The sequence below is a fragment of the Streptomyces albipurpureus genome, assembly GCF_023701525.1.
GTDB lineage: Bacteria > Actinomycetota > Actinomycetes > Streptomycetales > Streptomycetaceae > Streptomyces > Streptomyces albipurpureus.
In genome coordinates this window covers 1-16,654 of sequence record NZ_JAMQAW010000083.1, presented here as the reverse complement: position 1 = coordinate 16,654, position 16,654 = coordinate 1, and the positions used below count along the sequence as shown (strand labels likewise).

General features: G+C 67.7%; 17 protein-coding genes and 2 pseudogenes. 8 read left to right on the top strand and 11 right to left on the bottom strand.

Going from position 1 to position 16,654, the window contains the following annotated elements:
* Positions 1 to 83: 83 nt before the first annotated feature.
* Entirely contained in the window at positions 84 to 1,007 is a 924-nt protein-coding gene (locus tag NBG84_RS36265; protein ID WP_250923958.1) for a LysR family transcriptional regulator, read from the bottom strand.
* A 175-nt stretch (positions 1,008 to 1,182) separates the two neighbouring features.
* Between NBG84_RS36265 and NBG84_RS36260 the strand changes: the two genes are divergently transcribed.
* Both NBG84_RS36260 and NBG84_RS36255 read left to right on the top strand, forming a co-directional pair.
* On the top strand, positions 1,183 to 2,400 hold the full coding sequence (locus NBG84_RS36260; protein WP_250924037.1) for an MFS transporter: 1,218 nt from the start codon (positions 1,183 to 1,185) through the stop codon (positions 2,398 to 2,400).
* Between the two features lie 425 nt (positions 2,401 to 2,825).
* On the top strand, positions 2,826 to 3,047 hold the full coding sequence (locus NBG84_RS36255) for a hypothetical protein (protein WP_250923957.1): 222 nt from the start codon (positions 2,826 to 2,828) through the stop codon (positions 3,045 to 3,047).
* Here NBG84_RS36255 and NBG84_RS41400 read toward each other — a convergent pair.
* Positions 2,972 to 3,283, bottom strand: coding sequence for an AMP-binding protein (locus NBG84_RS41400; RefSeq protein ID WP_345780623.1), 312 nt, complete (start codon positions 3,281 to 3,283; stop codon positions 2,972 to 2,974). The genes NBG84_RS36255 and NBG84_RS41400 overlap by 76 nt on opposite strands.
* Positions 3,284 to 3,528: 245 nt before the next feature.
* Between NBG84_RS41400 and NBG84_RS36250 the strand changes: the two genes are divergently transcribed.
* Positions 3,529 to 4,908: a serine/threonine-protein kinase gene (locus NBG84_RS36250; RefSeq protein WP_250923956.1), complete on the top strand. Its 1,380-nt coding sequence runs from the start codon at positions 3,529 to 3,531 to the stop codon at positions 4,906 to 4,908.
* Between the two features lie 128 nt (positions 4,909 to 5,036).
* On the opposite strand, the pseudogene NBG84_RS36245 reads toward NBG84_RS36250, so the two are convergent.
* The 7 genes and pseudogenes from NBG84_RS36245 to NBG84_RS36215 form a co-directional block, all read right to left on the bottom strand.
* A pseudogene (locus NBG84_RS36245) lies at positions 5,037 to 5,402 on the bottom strand (Dyp-type peroxidase); the annotation flags it as partial.
* Positions 5,403 to 5,884: 482 nt separating this feature from the next.
* Entirely contained in the window at positions 5,885 to 6,265 is a 381-nt protein-coding gene (locus NBG84_RS40885; RefSeq protein ID WP_285368701.1) for a hypothetical protein, read from the bottom strand.
* Between the two features lie 52 nt (positions 6,266 to 6,317).
* Positions 6,318 to 6,647, bottom strand: a complete 330-nt coding sequence (locus NBG84_RS41265; protein ID WP_250924034.1) for an RHS repeat-associated core domain-containing protein — start codon at positions 6,645 to 6,647, stop codon at positions 6,318 to 6,320.
* Between the two features lie 40 nt (positions 6,648 to 6,687).
* Positions 6,688 to 7,101, bottom strand: coding sequence for a hypothetical protein (locus tag NBG84_RS41260; protein ID WP_250923955.1), 414 nt, complete (start codon positions 7,099 to 7,101; stop codon positions 6,688 to 6,690).
* 561 nt (positions 7,102 to 7,662) lie between these two features.
* A complete protein-coding gene (locus NBG84_RS36225) occupies positions 7,663 to 8,529 on the bottom strand; it encodes an alpha/beta fold hydrolase (RefSeq protein ID WP_250923954.1) in 867 nt (288 codons plus the stop codon).
* Between the two features lie 460 nt (positions 8,530 to 8,989).
* Positions 8,990 to 10,255: a glycoside hydrolase family 18 protein gene (locus tag NBG84_RS36220; protein WP_250923953.1), complete on the bottom strand. Its 1,266-nt coding sequence runs from the start codon at positions 10,253 to 10,255 to the stop codon at positions 8,990 to 8,992.
* Between the two features lie 911 nt (positions 10,256 to 11,166).
* Complete coding sequence (locus NBG84_RS36215; protein WP_250923952.1) at positions 11,167 to 11,757, bottom strand: TIGR03086 family metal-binding protein; 591 nt, start codon at positions 11,755 to 11,757, stop codon at positions 11,167 to 11,169.
* Between the two features lie 101 nt (positions 11,758 to 11,858).
* Here NBG84_RS36215 and NBG84_RS36210 point away from each other — a divergent pair, with 101 nt between their 5' ends.
* The gene (locus NBG84_RS36210) at positions 11,859 to 12,137 is read left to right on the top strand and encodes a helix-turn-helix transcriptional regulator (RefSeq protein WP_425608765.1); all 279 of its coding nucleotides are present in this window, start codon (positions 11,859 to 11,861) and stop codon (positions 12,135 to 12,137) included.
* A gap of 115 nt (positions 12,138 to 12,252) precedes the next feature.
* On the opposite strand, the gene NBG84_RS36205 is transcribed toward NBG84_RS36210, so the two are convergent.
* On the bottom strand, positions 12,253 to 13,152 hold the full coding sequence (locus NBG84_RS36205; protein WP_250923951.1) for an SDR family NAD(P)-dependent oxidoreductase: 900 nt from the start codon (positions 13,150 to 13,152) through the stop codon (positions 12,253 to 12,255).
* Positions 13,153 to 13,240: 88 nt separating this feature from the next.
* Between NBG84_RS36205 and NBG84_RS36200 the strand changes: the two genes are divergently transcribed.
* Positions 13,241 to 13,684, top strand: a complete 444-nt coding sequence (locus tag NBG84_RS36200) for a MarR family winged helix-turn-helix transcriptional regulator (RefSeq protein WP_250923950.1) — start codon at positions 13,241 to 13,243, stop codon at positions 13,682 to 13,684.
* Between the two features lie 199 nt (positions 13,685 to 13,883).
* Here the strand turns inward: NBG84_RS36200 and NBG84_RS41255 are convergent.
* A pseudogene (locus tag NBG84_RS41255) lies at positions 13,884 to 14,091 on the bottom strand (transposase); the annotation flags it as partial.
* A 992-nt stretch (positions 14,092 to 15,083) separates the two neighbouring features.
* Between NBG84_RS41255 and NBG84_RS36190 the strand changes: the two are divergent.
* The 3 genes from NBG84_RS36190 (at position 15,084) to NBG84_RS36180 (ending at position 16,615) form a co-directional block, all read left to right on the top strand.
* Positions 15,084 to 15,299: an MbtH family protein gene (locus NBG84_RS36190; RefSeq protein ID WP_250923949.1), complete on the top strand. Its 216-nt coding sequence runs from the start codon at positions 15,084 to 15,086 to the stop codon at positions 15,297 to 15,299.
* Positions 15,300 to 15,384: 85 nt separating this feature from the next.
* Positions 15,385 to 16,356: an AMP-binding protein gene (locus tag NBG84_RS36185; protein ID WP_250923948.1), complete on the top strand. Its 972-nt coding sequence runs from the start codon at positions 15,385 to 15,387 to the stop codon at positions 16,354 to 16,356.
* Between the two features lie 31 nt (positions 16,357 to 16,387).
* Positions 16,388 to 16,615 carry a phosphopantetheine-binding protein gene (locus NBG84_RS36180; RefSeq protein ID WP_250923947.1) on the top strand — a complete coding sequence of 76 codons (228 nt, stop codon included), beginning with the start codon at positions 16,388 to 16,390 and terminating at the stop codon, positions 16,613 to 16,615.
* The last annotated feature ends 39 nt before the right edge of the window (positions 16,616 to 16,654 follow it).

Here is a 16,654-nt window from a genome sequence, read left to right as displayed (position 1 = left end):
ACCGGCCGGATTCCCGCACGGCTCCGGACGTCCGGCCGTGCGCTGCCGAGAACACCCGGGTGCGCGCCGTGACACCACACGCGTCACACCGGAAGCCCCTCGGGGATCTTCACCCGGCTGAACTCCTCGTCCAGCAGTCGGGCGAGTGCGGTCAATTGCCGACTGGTGCGGTCGGTGCGCCAGATCAGCCCCATCTGCGACGGCTCGTCCAGGCCATCGACCGGCAGATAGCGCACATCGCTGCGGGTGGCCCGCTCGGCCAACGGACGGCAGACCAGCATGCCGTGCTCACCGGAGGCAACGAGCGCGAGGCCCTCCTGGACGGTGGCGATCCCCACGGAGGAGCGGATGGGCACACCCGCGGGCGTGGAACGGGGCACCCTGGCGACCATCCAGTAGTCGGGGGCGTCGCCGATCGGATGGACGAGGTCCAGCGCGGCCAGCTCTTCGATGTGCGCCCGCCCGGCGCGGGCCAGCGGGTGGGAGGTCGCGACGGCGAGTAGCCGGTCCTGCGGAGGGAAGCGGAATCCGGTGGTCAACGCGGGTTCGCGGACCGGCAGCTCGACCACGGCGGCGTCGAGCTGGCCGGCGAGCACCGCCGAGAAGGGCGAACCCAGGGGAATCTCGCTGAGCACCATCATCACATCGTGGTGGGCGCGCAGTTGTCGGAACGCCTCGGTGACCTCTTCGTAGACACTGCCGTGGAAGCCGACGCGCAACTGGCACAGAGCGCCGCTGCCGGCGCGCTCTCGGGCCCGGGTGAGCACCGTGGCGAGCGCCTCATAGGCCGGGCGCACCTCGGTGACGAACTGGGCGCCGAACCGGCTCAGTCCCACACTCCGGCTGGTGCGGTCCACCAGCCGGACACCGACCCGACGTTCGAGACCGGCGACGAGCTGGCTGACCCGGCTCTGGGAACAGCCCAGCCGGGCGGCGGTCCGACCGAAGTGCAGCTCTTCGGCCAGGACGAGCAGGCACTCGATCTCCTGAACGTGAACCTGGTTCATCAAGCCCCTTCCGGCATATCTCATCGATTACTCTAGCTGATCGAACCGTGAGGAGATCGCTGTTGTTCCGGCCGCGGCGCGCTGCTTGGTTGGTGTCATGGCTTCGCATGCACCGGTTCACAACACCGGCCCTGACTCGGATCACACCACACCATGGCAATGGGTGGCGGTCGTGGTGTTGTCCTTGAGCACCTTCGTGGTGGTGACGTCCGAGATGCTGCCGGTCGGGGTGCTGACCCCGATGGCCGACGGCCTGGACATCAGCTCGGGGACAGCCGGGTTCAGCCTGACCATCACCGGCCTGGTCACCGCCGTCACCGCCCCGGCGGTCCCGCGTCTGTTGGGCGCGCTCGACCGGCGGGTGGTACTGGCGGTGGCGATGGTGGTGCTGGCGGCAGGCAACGCGCTGAGCGCCGTGGCACCCGGCTTCGGCCTGCTGGTGGTCTCCCGCATCGTCCTGGGAATCGGGATGGGAGCGGTGTGGGGTCTGGCGGCGGCGGTCGCGACCCGGCTCGTGGCACCCCGCAACGCGGCGCTGGCGGTGTCCGCCGCCGTCAGCGGGGTCGCCGCCGCCTCGGTCGTCGGTGTGCCCCTGTCCACATTGATCAGCAACTCCTTCGGCTGGCGGGCCGCGTTCGCCAGTCTGTCCGTCGGCGCGGTGATCCTCGCCGCCGGCCTGCTGGTGGCGCTGCCCCGGCTGCCCCGCCCGTCCGCACCGGCCGGCCCGGACGACCGGGCCGGTCGCGAGCCGCTGTGGCGCATCCCCTCGGTGACCGTCGGGCTGGCCCTGATCCTGTTCCTCGTCACCGCCCACTTCGCCGCCTACACCTACGTACGGCCGGTCCTTGAGGAGCGCACCGATCTGTCGCCGGGGTCCGTCGCCCTGGTCCTGCTGGTCTACGGTCTCTTCGGACTGGCCGGCAACTTCGCCGCCGGCGCGCTCGCGGCCCGGCGCGCCCGGGTCACGGTGCTGGGCCTGACGGTGGGCATCGCCGCGTCGGTCGCCCTGCTCGCGCTCTTCAGCACCGTCCCCGGCCTCACCGGCGTCAGTGTCGCCCTCTGGGGCCTGGCGTACGGCGGACTGTCGGTGGCCGGCCAGATCTGGATGACCCAGGCCGCACCGCATCGCGTGGAGCATGTGACCGGCCTCTACGTGGGTGTTTTCACCGCCGCCATCGCCCTGGGAGCCTTCCTCGGCGGCACCGTCGTGGAATCGGCCGGCATCACCTCACTTCTGTGGGGCGCCGCCGGGCTCGCGGTCGTGGCCCTCGCCGTCGGCCTGTTCGGTCCCCGCCCGACCGGCCGACCCCATCTGCCCGACGACGCCCCCACCGCGGCGGACCGGCCGCTGGAGAAGGCCGCCGCCCCAGGAGCCGCCGAGCCGAATGCGTGAACCGGCCTCCGGGTCGCCATGGACGCACACCACGAGGGCCCGGGCGGGCTCCACGGCCCGGGCCGGATCTCCCTGACACGGACGAAAGCGCGCTCCGTTCGCCCGGGCCATGAGACCCCACATACGAGTTTTCCCCACGCCAGTGATCCCCCATAGATCTCTCGCGTCCACAACAGTGACCCCACACCCCGAAAGCACCACCGCCCAAACACAACACACCAGCACCCGGCTGTCTCTCACACCACTGTTCCGAGACCAAGAAACCGCAGTTCGGGGGTGGCTGTGGCGGGGCCGCGTTCGCCGAGAACGGCCGGGGCGCGTCCGCCGCCGCGGCCTGGGAGGTACTTGATCGGAGAATGGCGGGAATTCGGCGGTGGTGAACGTGCCCGCCGGGCGAGACTTACCCGGTGCCGGAAGCCCGGGGCATGAGCCCGAGAATTCCGGCGGCGACCCCGCGCGCACCGCACGAGCTGCACCACGAGAACGGCAACACCGGTGGCACCGGTCCGTTCCACTGCTCCGAAGACGCAGCAGGTCCGCTTCGTTCCCGCCCCCTCCCTAGCAGCGACGCCTATGTGAAGGAGGGCGGGCTGAGCGCCGGCTGGATCCATGAACTGGGCGGAGTGACGGAGCTCGCCCTCTCCTGACCCGGAGGGACAGCGGCACCGAGCGAAGGGTCGTGGTCCCGGTCGGGGCCACGGCCTCTCCGTCTTCGGCCCTTCCGCCACATCTCCGGGTTGAACGCGTCGAAGGCGTGCGGTGAGCACAGCAGCACCCGGTCCGCGCCTTCCTCGGACCACCACCGGTCGGCGGCGAGCCCGGCCAGGTTGCCCTGGGTGACGGCGGCTCCGTTGGGACGCCCGGTGGAGCCGGAGGTGAACATCACGGGTCCGCGACTCCCCGCGCGCGGTCGACACCCGGTGCGCGGCGAGTGCGCGGTGCCCGATGACTGCGAACCGGGACGAAGTTCCTCCGCCGCGGTGCGTGCCACAGCGCGTCATGACGTGTCCGGGGGGATACGGGGAGATTTTCGAGTGGTCATTGACGCGGTCATGGACTCCGCCCATGGATCATTCTCGTCTGAAAGGATTCATGCCAGGGGATGTTGGCCGAAGGCGGGGAGTACCGATGGAAGCTCTACAGCCGAGCGATCCGGATCGGGTAGGCGGCTACCGGCTGGTGGGCCGACTGGGTGCCGGTGGCATGGGGCAGGTCTTCCTCGGATACTCCGCGGGTGGTCGGCCCGTAGCCGTGAAGCTGATCCGCCCGGAGTACGGAACAGACGCGGGGTTCCGACGGAGCTTCGCCCGGGAGGTGGAGGCCGCCAGGCGGGTGGGCGGCTTCTTCACCGCTCAGGTCGTCGACGCCGACCCGTACGCGGACCGCCCATGGCTGGTCAGCGCCTATGTGCCGGGGCCCTCGTTGCATGCGGCGGTCGCCGAGCACGGCGCGCTGCCGACCAGGGCACTGCGGGTGCTGGCGGCGGGGCTGGCCGAGGCGTTGGTCGCCATCCACAACTGCGTCCTGGTGCATCGCGATCTGAAGCCGGGCAATGTCATCCTGGCCGTCGATGGGCCACGGGTCATCGATTTCGGTATCGCCCGCGCTCTGGAGGTCACCTCGCAGACAGCCACCGGTGTCATGTGCGGAACTCCGGCGTACATGTCCCCCGAACAGGCCCGCGGCGACACCGAGATCAGCCCCGCCAGCGATGTGTTCTCCCTGGGATCCGTACTCGCCTTCGCCTCAACAGGTTCTGCTCCGTTCGGCGATGGACATCCCGCCGCTGTGCTGTACCGGGTTGTTCAGGAGACTCCCGATCTGTTGCTCGTCGACGACGGGTTACGCGGACTGGTGACAGCCTGCCTGGCCAAAGACCCGGCCGCTCGGCCGACGACGACCGAAATACTGGAGACCTTCGCCGGCGCGGACGCGAGCGAGGACTGGCTGCCGCAACCCGTCACCACCATGATCAGCGACGTCGAGCTCGATGGCGATGGCGATGGGCTGAGCGACGTCGACGTCGCTGAAGGTGAGATCGGTGGCGTCGAGACGCCCAGGGCGGGGAGGCAGCGCCGTGGCCTTTCACGGTTCATCCCCACCCTTCGCAGGGGAACAGTCGCCGTACCGCCGACGGTCTCGAATCCGAGCGCGATCGAAAGCGGCTGGAACGGGCTGACGTGGGGGGCGACGGTTTCGCAGTTCCAGGCGCGGTTTCCCGCTGCCCAGCAGGAGAACGGCGAGTGGTGGGTTACCGGCCAGGGACCGGAGTCGTTCTGCGGGATCGCGATGCCCACGCAGTACGCCTTCAACGATCACGGCCAGCTGTACCTGGTGGTCTTCTACCCCGAGGCAAGGGACCGTGAGCGGGTGTCGGTGGCCTTTCTGCACACGCTGGGCGCGCCTGACGGCACAACGACGCGATGGACGAGGGGCGACGTCGTGGTGGACGTGAAGGTGGCGAGCGTGGCTGTCAGCATCACGCATCTCGGGTTCAACGCCCGTTGACAGAACAAGGGCTTCGACGACACCCCCGCTGTCACCGCCACCGTCGACAAGGCGCTCAACGGCTACCCTGAGTTGGACTTCACTCGGCCTGCCACGGTCGGAGACACCCGCTGCTGCCGAAACGGTCATCATGCGGATATCAGTGCATCCAGCCAAGCGTCACCGGCTGGTGGTACGAAGAAGTAGCCGCCGCCGGTGGTGAGTGTGTAGTTGGCCAATGCCTCACCCGCGAGCCGCTTCTGTACGGCCTCGAAGCCGTGGGCGATGTTCCGCTGAAAGCAGGAGAAGATCATCCCGGTGTCCCCGTTCTCGTCGTAGCTATAGCTGCGGCGAAGCATCGGAGGCTGGTTGCGGCGATCGGGGGAGGCCAGCCTCACATGCGAATCCAACGGCGTGAGCCGACCTGCGGGGTCGGCCGCGAAGTTCGGCTCCTCGTCCGGAGGCGCTCCGTCGAGCCATCGACCGTCACGGCGGCGCCCGATGACGCGTTCCTGTTCGGCTACGGGATCGCACCGCTGGCACCATCACTCTCCGCCCCTCCGGAGAGTCCGCACCCCTGCTTTTTCCAGCAGTTGCTGGAGGAAGAGAATCTCTACGGAGGTCCCGCAGTATCCTTCCCCTGCCATATCATTGGACGCTGCCCGAGCTTCCTGGATCGACATCTTGAAGGCGTCTCGAAATGCCTTCAGGATCCGGCCTCCGTGGCTTTCGGACTCCGCCAACTGGAGACAGTGCTTTCCGTGTTCGGCCAGCAGGGTCCGACGCAGGTTTTCGGGTGCTCTCCCCCAGTCACCGTCGTGCGAGTTGCCGCACTCATCACAAGCCCATTCGATCTCCCAGCGCAACTGGTCCTCTTGGATCAATTGCACGACCCACCCCTCGCACTGTTGATCACAGTTCGCGCATGGGGCGGTGAGCCGTACAGCCTGTTCCATCAATTCCAACCCCGCATTGCAGTGTATCTCCTGACGATCTCCTAGAACTTGGACGAACTACCGGACCCATCACGCGGATGGTGCGATCCAGCTGGAATTCCACGAGAGTACCAGCGATGATGGAGTTCTTCGTGGACCAGTGTTTGACGAAGGTACTTCCGGCTCGAAAACCTCTTCCAGCCCACCTGAGTTCCGGAATTCTTCATCGCCATTCCAGAATTCGCCCACGGACTGTACTGAGGTCTATGGGTGAATTTCAGGTTCGGGAAATCCTCTCGAATCATCGCGTCGATCGCGCGATTCCTTGCTCTTGCAGTCTTTCCTGTTACATGGCTGAGGTCGCTCACCCATTGGTTACCGGTACTCTGGTGCGCCAGCCCGGATGTGTCACCAAGTTTGGCACCGAGCCCAGAGCCGACCATCCCGAGGGCGCATCCCATCGCCGCGGCACGGCCGACCTGTCCCCAATTCACTTTACGCCCGGCGAGACGCTGGATTTCCCCAATCCAGCACACCGTCGATCACGCCTCCGACCACACAGCCGATGAGCATGGGGCTGTTGCCGGAGGGATCGGTATAGGTGGTGGGAGAACTGAGGGCGTACTGGTAGAGGTTGATGCCTCCGGCGTGGCCTATGGGGTCCTCGGAAATGAAGCGGCCGGTCTCTGGGTCGTAGTACCGGCTGCGGTAGTGGAGGAGACCGGTGTCGTCGTTTTCACGGCCGGTGAAGGTGTAGGCGTTGGTGGATGCCGCACCGGATACGGTTGGCTGCCCGTAGGGGTCGCAGGTGTAGCGGGTGGCGATGGTTCCGTCAGGGTCGGCGAGTCCGAGTACCGTCCCGAGGTCATCGGTGAGGTAGATCCTTCTCCGTGCGGGTGAGGAACTCGTCCAGGCCCGACATGACGACCGTTGCGGCAGTCCCGCCCGTACCGGACTGTTCGACCAGTGGGTTGGAACCGTCGGTGAGGAACTTTCGGGTGGTACCACCGAGCGTTGTTCCGGTGCGGGTGCCGAGCGGGTCGTAGGTGAATGTGCCAGCGGGTCCGCCGACCTTGGTGAGGCCCGCTCGTTCATTGCGGGCGTTCCACTCGTATGTGCGCCTGCCATCGGACTTCAGCCGGCCTTCGGCATCGTAGGTGAAGGAACGGCCGTTGACGGTGGTGATCCGGTTGTCCTTGCCGGATACGACGCCGGTTTCCGCCGCCGGCAGGGTGACGTCAGCAAGGCTGCCTGTCAGGCCGGTTTGGAGACCACGCACATCACGGGCGTAGGCAAGATCGCCGACAGCGGCGACACCTCGGGTGTACGCGATGCTTGTTGTCAGGCCGGTTCTGTCATAGCTGGCGGTACGGCTGATGCCTCCGGGGAGCGTTGCGGTCCTCTCGCGACACGCCGAGGCGTCGCCTTCCACTCCCCCGGCGGCGAAACGCCCGCCCTCACCGGCACCGGATCATCGTCCTCGACCGCGGACAGCTCATCGAGGAAGGCACCCACGAGACCCTCGTCGAGAAAGGAGGGATCTACCCGACCGTGTGGCGCGCACAGGCAGAGAGCTATCGCGACCAAGTCGCCCTTCTGGGTTCCGCATCTGAGGGCGCAAGGGGCACGCGAGATGCGCAGTGAATGGGCAGTCTCGCGATGTGACGCGCACCGACTACGCCCGGCGACTGCCTGCCTTGTCGCGCTGAATCGGTCGGCGGTGGCCGATGAGGGCTGCGGCGATGCCGGTGGAGGCAGGGAACTGTCCGGGCTCGCGCGGCCCGGCACCGCCCGTCGCGATCGGCCCGGCTCGCCGCGGGCACCGGGTCCTGGGCCGGGGTCAGGCGGGGGTGACGTCCGCCGGTGCCGCGCCCGCGGGGGTGCTGCGGATGAAATCCCCGATGAGCCGGGCCGTCAGATCGGGCTGGTCCAGCATCACCCAGGTCCGGCTGTCGGGAATGGTCGCCAGCCGGGCGCCGGGCACGATCGCGGCCAGCCGCTCGCCGTGGGCGTACGGGAACTGCCTGTCCTCGCGGGCGAAGGCGAGCAGGGTGGGCCGGTCGAAGGAGGCGAGCCGCTCGGCGGCGTCGAGCAGGGCGGCCGGCCCGAACCCCCGGGTGAACTCGACGCAGTCGCGCCGGACGCCGGGGTCGGCGAAGTAGGCCCCCATCCAGTCGTCGATCAGGTCGTGGGGCACTGCGCCCTTGGTCAGCAGACCGTACGCGAAGGGCGTCCGGCGGACGGCACGCAGCCGCAGGGCCTGGAACACCAGGGTGAGCAGACCGGGCACCCGCGCGGTGAGGGGGAGTGATCTGAACCAGGGTGAGGGGCAGTTGTCGAAGCACTCGCCGCTGGTGAGGACGAGGCGGCCGATGCGCGCTGGATGGCGGGCGGCGACGATCTGGGCGATGGCGGTGCCGAGATCGTTGCCGACCAGGGTCACCCGGGGCAGATCGAGCGCGGCGACCATGTCGGCGACCAGTCGGGCGATCCCCGGAAGGCTGAGGTCCGCGCCGGGGTTCATCGGGGTGCGGTGGGCGCCGAGGGGAAGGTCGGGGGTGATGCACCGGAAGTCCGGGGCGAGCCGGTCGACGACCGGTTCCCAGAGCCTGCCGCCCATGAGATAGCCGTGCAGAAGTAGCACCGGTTCGCCTTCACCGGTGTCCCGGTAGTGGACGGTTCCCTGGTCGAGCGTGAGTTGTGGCATGTCGGGCGCCCCTCGCGAGATTGCATACAGACTGTATGTATGTAGATTGGCACGCAGGCTGTACGGAACTCAAGGGGCCAGGAGGGAATCGACCGATACCCAGCACACCCAGCGTTCCCAGGCGACACGGGCGGCTCTCGTCTCAGCCGCCCGCGTCGCTGCTCGCCGAGCGCGGTTCAGCGGGTTGGGGACCGAGGGGCAGGAAGGGCGCCGTATCCGTCCGACTGCGTTGCCACCCCGCGCGCAGCCGCTGAACGAAGTCGGTGGCAGCAGTGCCAGCAGCCGAACGGAGATCCTTCAGGCGGTCAGAACGCGGTCAGGGAGGTTCATCAGGGGGACGACGCCCAGAAGGTGACGGTGGGGTGGCAGGCAGGGCGGGCGGCAGGCTTCCCGCCCTGCCCGTCGACCACGAGCGTGCCGCTTGACTAGCCGGGTTCGCCGGGTTCGCCGGGTTCGCCGGTCAGCGGATGGCCTTGACCAGTTCACCGTCCGGGGTGTCGCCGCCCAGGTCCCAGAGGAAGGTGCCTCCCAGGCCCTGCCGCTTCCCGTAGGCGACCTTTCCGGCCACGGTGTCCGGGGTGTCGTAGCTCCACCACTCGGTGCCGCAGTGCGCGTACGCGGTTCCACCGATCCGGCCGGTTGCCGGGCATCGTGCCTTCAGTACGCGGTAGTGGTCGACGCCCATCTCGTAGGTACCCTGCGCCGGGCCACCGGCTGTTGCTCCCGGCGTGCCCTGGGTGACGCCGCTCCAGCCGTGGCCCTCGAAGGAGATGCCGAGCAGTAGCTTGTCCGGGGTGATGCCGAGGTTCTTGAGCTTGCGGATCGCCGCGTGGGCCGTGGCGTAGCGATTCGGGATGCCCGGATAGGCGTGGAGGGGGGCGTGCGGGGCGGTCCGGCCCGGGGTGAACCGCGGTCCGTGCAGTCCGTAGGTCATCACGTTGAACCAGTCGACGTACCTGGCGGCGCCCGTGTAGTCGGCCGCGTCGATCCCACCGCCCGGAACGGCGTCGGCGGTGATCGTCGCGCTCACCAAGTCGTTGTCGAACTCGGCTCGTATCGCGGACATCAGCTTCTCGAACGATTCCCGGCCGCTGGTGTCGCAGGTGAGGCCGCAGCTGTTGGGGTACTGCCAGTCGATGTCGATGCCGTCGAAGACATCGGCCCAGCGCGGATCCTCGATCAGCGCGCGACAGGACCGGGCGAACACCGCGGCGTTGGCCGACGCCTCCCCGAAATTGCCCGACCAGAGCGGGCCGCCGAACGACCAGAGCACCTTCAGCCCCGGGTTGAGTTTCTTGAGCTTGCGCAACTGGTTGAAGTTGCCGCGCACCGGTTGCTCCCAGCTGTCGGCGACTCCGTCGACGCTCTGGGCGGCACTGTACGTTCTGTCGTAGTCCGCGTACGAGTCACCAAATGCGCAGGCGTCGCCCCGGACGTAGCCGTGGGCGTATCTGATGTGGGTCAGTCTGGCGGCCGTCCCTGACGATTGGATGTCCTTGATGTGGACGTTGCGACCGTAGACGCTCCAGCCCGTGTAGGTGCCGACCACTCTGCTTCGGGGCGGGGGGATCGGAGCCGTGGCCGCCGCGGGGGCTTTCACCACCACGGCGTTCTCGCTCGCGAATGCGGTGGGTGTGCCGGTGAGTAGGGTCGCGCCGAGTACGGCGGTGCAGGCGGCGGCAATCAGTGCCCGTAACCGGGCGCGCGGACGGTGGGGAGCGGTCATCGGATCTCCTCATGATGTGAGAGAGAACGAAACAGTCGGCTGTCGACCGTCGGAGCGATGTGGCATGAGCATGAGGGTGTCGGGCACGGTAGGAGAACCCGAACACCGGGTCAATGGCCCGGCCTCAGCCACCGGGGGTAAGCCACAGGAACCAGCCAAACGAAAGGGAAGCCCCGTGCGGTCCCCGCCCCCGCACCACACGCTCCCGCCCTGCGGAAGGAGCACCCACCGCTCCAGAGTCACCGAGGGGCCCGCCGCCCAGGGGCCAACCACCTCGCGGTGGAGCAGCAGACGTAGGCTCGCGGCCACCGTGTCCTGACCCGGCCTCTCCCCCGCGTCGAGCACCCGGTCCCGGCCTCCGCCAAGGTCTCCGTGGCGGCGCACCCCTGGATGGGGGATGACCAGGTGATTCTCAGCGGTGCGGGACGAGTTCGGCTTCATCGCCGGGTTCCGCAAGACCGAGGGGAACCACCTCAAAGGGATTCGACCGGCCCGAGCAGAGAGCAGTTCGCCACTGCGGGGGCGTCCGCGCTCTCCCCCAACGCGATCGCCTAGCAGACGGGCATGGGCGTCCCCCGCTCGACCGGTACTTCGCCAGCCGGGATGAACTGGTCGCCGAGCTCATCCGAGAAGATCTTCCACTCCGACCGAGCGGGGCTTTCACCTGGTCGGGTGCGAGCGAGTGTGGGCCCCGAAGATGGTCGGAGACCAACTGCTGCGACACCTGTCCCGGAAGGCCAAGCAGAGGACGTGCGGCGAAGATGACACTGACTCATCCGGCTTCCTGTCACCGCAACATCCCGGTAGCTGACACCACGAGTTACCGACCAGTTCGTATATGTCCGGTGGTCAGTAACACGCGAACCCCGTACGTTTCGGTGAGAGCTTCCCCGAACCCGCACCTGGTGCTGTCAGTGACTCGGCGAGTGCGGTACTTCGCGGCCGAGCCATGCGGCCAACTGCCCGTATACGTCGGCCCCGGTGGGCGCTTCGCGTACCTCGCCGAAGGGCATCTCTCCCCCGCGCGGGAACGCCGGGATCTGCTCACGGGCCATCGGCAGAACCGCCTCCGCCAGAGCTGACTCCAGTGGCGGTGACCATCCCAGGGCCTGGGACAGGTCCCAGGCGTGGACCACGTTCTCCAACAGGACGAAAGCGACCATGGCCCCTCCCGGCAGTTGCTCGGCCCAGGGGGCCGAGAACATCCGGCCCAGCTTCGCGTCGTCCGACCACGCCCTGGTGAAGCGGTGGTGCGCGTCGTCGTACGCCGCGGCCCAGGCGTGGTCCGCGATCGTGCCTTCCCGCGGAGGTGCCTTCGTCCAGTCCTCCCCGTCGCCGATCATCGCCCACATGTTCAGACCGTTCACGCTGTGGGCGAGCAGTCCTCGTACGTCGAACTTCGCACACGGCGTCGGATCGCTGAGCCTGGCCGGTGTCACGACCTTCAGCAGCGTGCTGAACTGGGCGGCGGCCTGGTCGTAAAGGGGGCGTGGGTCGTTCATACGTCGATCTCCTGGTGTGGTGTGTCGGTGTTATCTGGCATCCGCACTCTCCAGGGAGAAATGACAACAGCTGCCATATCTTCCTGAAGAGCCTGTTCCTCATGAAGTTCGACCGGTTCCTCTCGATCTTCAGACTGCTCCAAACACAAGGTCTCGTCCATCCGCCGAACTCGCCCGGCGCCTCGATGTTTTCCGTACGCACCATCCACCGCGACATCGAGTCGCTGTCCGCTCCCGGAGTCCCCGTCTGCGCCGAGCGGGGGCGCCACGGAGGCGCCGCGCTCCTGCCCGGCCTCCGCACCGATGTCACTGGCTTGACCGAGAACGAGTCCCGCGCCCTCTTCGTCATGAACTCCGGTCGGTGTGTGCACTGCGACTGATTGTGGCTCCTGGATCCGCTCGTTCGACCGGAGTCGGCGTAGTGGCACCGATAGTCGGCTCGGGCCCCCAGCCGCGCCGTACATGGGCGGTCGGTCAGCTCTGATGGATGAGGGGTCAGGGGGTTTCGGGGTGGCCGGGGAGGGACGGTGCGCGTGCGGTCAGTTCGGCGCTGGCGTTCCAGAGGCGGCCCGCGAGAGCCGTGTCGTAGGAGATCCGCGCGGTACGGACCGGGTTCCCCTTGCGGCCGAAGAAGACGCCGTTGTCGGTGTCGAGACGGTCGGCTCCGGCCAGGGCGACCGAAGCCCGTGCACCGTTGTCGGCACTGGTGCGCAGAGCCGCGAACATGCTGTAGGGGAAGGGCGGGCGCATGGAGGTGCGCACAAAGCCCGGTTCGACGGCGACGGCGCTCACTCCACCCGGACCGCCGACACCATCCGCCTCCAGGCGACGGGCCAGTTCATAGGTGAACAGGACATTGGCGAGCTTGGACTGGTTGTAGGCGCGCTGTTGTGCGTATCCACGGGTGCTCTGCAGGTCGTCGAGATCGATACGGCCCATGGCCTGGGCGGCCGAGCTGACCGTGATCACACGGGCTGGGCCCGAGGCGCGCAGGGTCGGCAGGAGCAGGTGGGTGAGCAGAAAGGGGGCGAGGTGGTTGATCGCGAGGGTTTCCTCCAGTCCATCGGCGGTCTCGCGACGGCGGGGGTTGCTGACCCCCGCGTTGTTGACGAGGACGTGCAGCCTGTCGTGGTCGGCGATGACGGCTCGGGCGAGCCGGTGTACGGAGTGCTGCGAGGACAGGTCGGCCAGGCGGACCTCCACCGCGGGGTTACCCGTGGCCCCGGCGATCTCCCGGCGCACGGCCTCCCCGCGGTCATGGTCGCGGGCGACCAGGATGACGGTGGCGCCACGGCCGGCCAGCGCCTCCGCGGTCGCCCGGCCGATTCCGCTGGTCGCCCCGGTGACAAGGACCTTGCGCCCCGTGAGGTCTGGTCCAGTGCGGTCATCCTTCATCCACGACCCCCAAGAAGTAGTTGTATTTCAACCATCACACGCTCTGAATATAGTTGTCAAACAACCATTATCTGACTACCGTGAGGGCATGGACGACGCATCACCTCAGGACGACCTCGTGCCCTTGGCCTATCGGCTCACGGAGCGGCTCACGGCGCACTACTTCGCGCGTATCGCCGAGTTCGGGCTCTCCCGGTCCGAGGCCAAAGCCCTCATCACCCTCCAGCCGGGCGAGGCGCTGCTGATCGGCAAGGTCGCCGAACTACTCTGGGCCGACCGCTCCAATACCACCCATCTGATCAACCGGCTGGCCGGCCGCGGCCTGGTCGAGCGTCGGGCGGGCAGCGCGGCAGGGCTCACCGACGGGCGGGCCCGGGCCATCGTCCTCACCCCTGAGGGGGAGAGACTGCGCCGAGATCTGCTGGAGCGCACGGCCGAGGCCAATCCCGTGTACGGAGACCTCTCCCCCCGCGAACTACACCAACTGCGCGAACTCCTGAGCCGCCTCGACCAACACGCCCGGGCACAGTAGCGGCCGAACGCGGCAGTGGGGTCTCCGCGCCGAGAGTCCGGCCTCGGGCCGGTGCGGCCTGGGGCGGGAGGCGGGTGCCCATGGGAGCCCGTGGAAGAACCGATCACTCGCGCAATGCGGGCGCTCTGGGTGTGGTCGCGGCTCGCAGATGCCGCTGATGGGCAGTCTGCGGATCGGTGCAGGCGCACACTCCGAGCTACTCGATGGTGCCGTCTGCGCCCCAGTCGGTGAAGTGGGGGAAGACGGTGGTGCGGGCTGGGAAGCCGTGCGGCAGGTAGCGCCAGGCGATCCCGGTGCGGTTGACGTAGAGGATCACGTTCCTGACCTCCCTCAGGGTCGGCGGCCTTGCCGCCCGGGTCGGGGGAGGTCTTCCGCCGCTCCGGCCGCCACACGGTCAAGGCCGGTTCTCGCTCTTCGACCCGTCGGCCGACTGCCAGCCAGTCCTCAGGGTGGGCCAGCAGCTTCGCCACACGCCGGTCGATCCCACACGCCGGTCGATCCCACGTGTGAAGGCCACATACCCAACGCCCAGCACGACAGCGTCTGCTGCCGCTTCCGCGCAGTCGGTGGGGGTTCCAGGCCGGGCAGGAGTCGCGTACGCGGGAGCGGCAGGCCGGCCACGGAGACCGGGGAGCCCGTGGGCAACTTGATCATCTCCCGCCGTAGCGGGGGCCGTACGGGTTCCCACTGCCACCGGTCCTGCCAAGCGTCACGGCAAAGAGGTAGCCGAAGCGGTCACGGAAGCTCCTGAGGAGCCTGGCAGCGCCTCTGCCGCGTGTCGTGGCGGCTGCGGAGGCATCCGTTGCAGGAACCCGTATCGGCGTCCTCCCCAATGGCGGAGACGCTCGCTCCGGCCCCGGACGATATGACACCCAACGTGCCGGGGCTGTCCATGACTGAGCCGCGCCACTGCGATCTCCCAGCGCCGGGCATCCAGGGTGGTGAACCCGTCGAGCTGGATCTCGCGGACCGGAACCAGGCCGCTCACCGCCGTGCCAACGGCCGTCTACAGAATCCCGAACGCGTCCTGCCGGGGCCAGCGGCAGGAAAGGAAGCCGGAGTACGGGCCGCCGGTCATCGTCAACCGAGCGGGAACAACTATCAGCCCAAATCCAGGTTCAGGGATGGCTTCGCAGCCATCGTGGCACACACCCCCGGTGAGATACAGGTCCGGAAAAAGACCCGGAGTTCAGCGATTCCGCCGCTCTTGCGGCAATGCCGGTCAAGTCCTAGCGTCCCCACCAATGATGTCGACGTTCCAGGATAGGCGCGGATGTCGGGTGTCCCGCCGACAAGACAATGTGGATGGTGAATCTGCCCGGCTCTGGCGTCTTCCTCTCGCGAGATCACTCCATTCTTCATTCCGATTCACCCCGTGACCCCTTTTAGGACGGTGGCAGTGAGCACGAATCCCTTTGACGATGAGGACGGCCGTTTCTACGTCGTGGTCAACGACGAGGACCAGCACTCTCTGTGGCCGGTGTTCGCCGAGGTGCCCGCGGGCTGGCGGGTGGCTTTTGGCGAGGCGGCCAGGGCCGAGTGCCTGGAATACGTCGAGCAGAACTGGACCGACATGCGGCCGAAGAGCCTGCGGGAGGCCATGGCGGTGGACTGAACACGCCGAACGCGTACGTTCTCGCCCATCGCGCCGAGGTGACCCGCTCGTCGCCCACCGGGATAGGAATCGTCGGAGTTGGTTGATGATCCTCCAGGGAAGGCGGGTCGCCCTGCCTTTGGTGCCCGTTGTGCACGGGCGGTTTGAGGCGCACGCCCGGGTCACTCCGGATGCTGTCGCCGTCTTCTGCGCCGGGGAGCGGGTGTCGTACGCGGAGTTGGACGCGAGGGCCAACCGGTTCGCGCACTTCCTCGCCGCGCGCGGACACGGCCGGGGCGCGAAGGTCGGTGTCTGCCTCGACTACTCGATCGATATGGTCGTCGTCATCCTCGGCACGCTGAAGGCGGGTGCGGCCTATGTGCCGTTGGACCCGTCGTATCCGGCGGCGAGGCTCCGGCTGCTGCTGGGTCAGGTCCCCGATCTGGCCCTGATCGTGGCGTCCCCCGCGACGGCCGGGCTGGTCGGGTCGGCGACCGTCGAGGTCATTGCGCTTGAGCGGTTACCGCGTGAGCTGGAGGGTCTCCCGATGGCTGATCCCGATGTCGAGGTCACCGGGGACGATCTGTGCTACGCGGTCTTCACGTCCGGATCGACCGGTGTGCCGAAGCTGACGGGGGTGCGGCACCAGGGCTGGTTCAACCTGTTGAACTGGCTGGTGCTCGAGTACGGCCTGCACCGTGGGTCGAGGAACCTGGTCGTCAGCGCCTTCGGGCTCGATCTCTCCCAACGCGCACTGATGATGCCGTTGCTCTCCGGCGCCACCCACTCTGCCGCACCAGGACAGCGTTGCCGAGTGCGCGGATGTCGCGTCGGCGTTGCGACCTCGCCGGTTACTGGCCCGGCGGGCATCGCACCGGACGGCCGGTCGGTCGGTCGGTCGGTCTACAACATGGTGGGCGGAGTCGGCGCTGTCGCACGGGTGACCGCGGTTATGTCACTGGAACATGGTGCCGGTCCGGTTTCTCAGTGTCCCGCGGATTCCGTTGAGTCCGCACGGGAAAGTGGACCGTGCGGCGCTGGTCGCGGAATTCGGGCGTCGGTGTGTTGGCGTGGTTGACCGGCCGTTGTTGGTGAACGGGAGGGCTGCGATGATTGCTGAGGGGGTGCGGGCCATTTGGTGCCGGGAACTCCAGCGCGATGGGATTTCTTTCGATGACGACTTCTTCGCTCTGGGTGGCCAGTCTGTGATCATGGCGAGAATTCAGGGGGCTTTCTTCGAGGAACTGGGTGTTGAGGTCCCGATGGATCGGTTGTTCCTCAATCCGACGGTGGCTTCGATTTCGATGTATGTCGAATCCCTGCGGGCGGAGACCTGACGGTAGGAGAGGGCCATGTACGACATCATTGTCATAGGT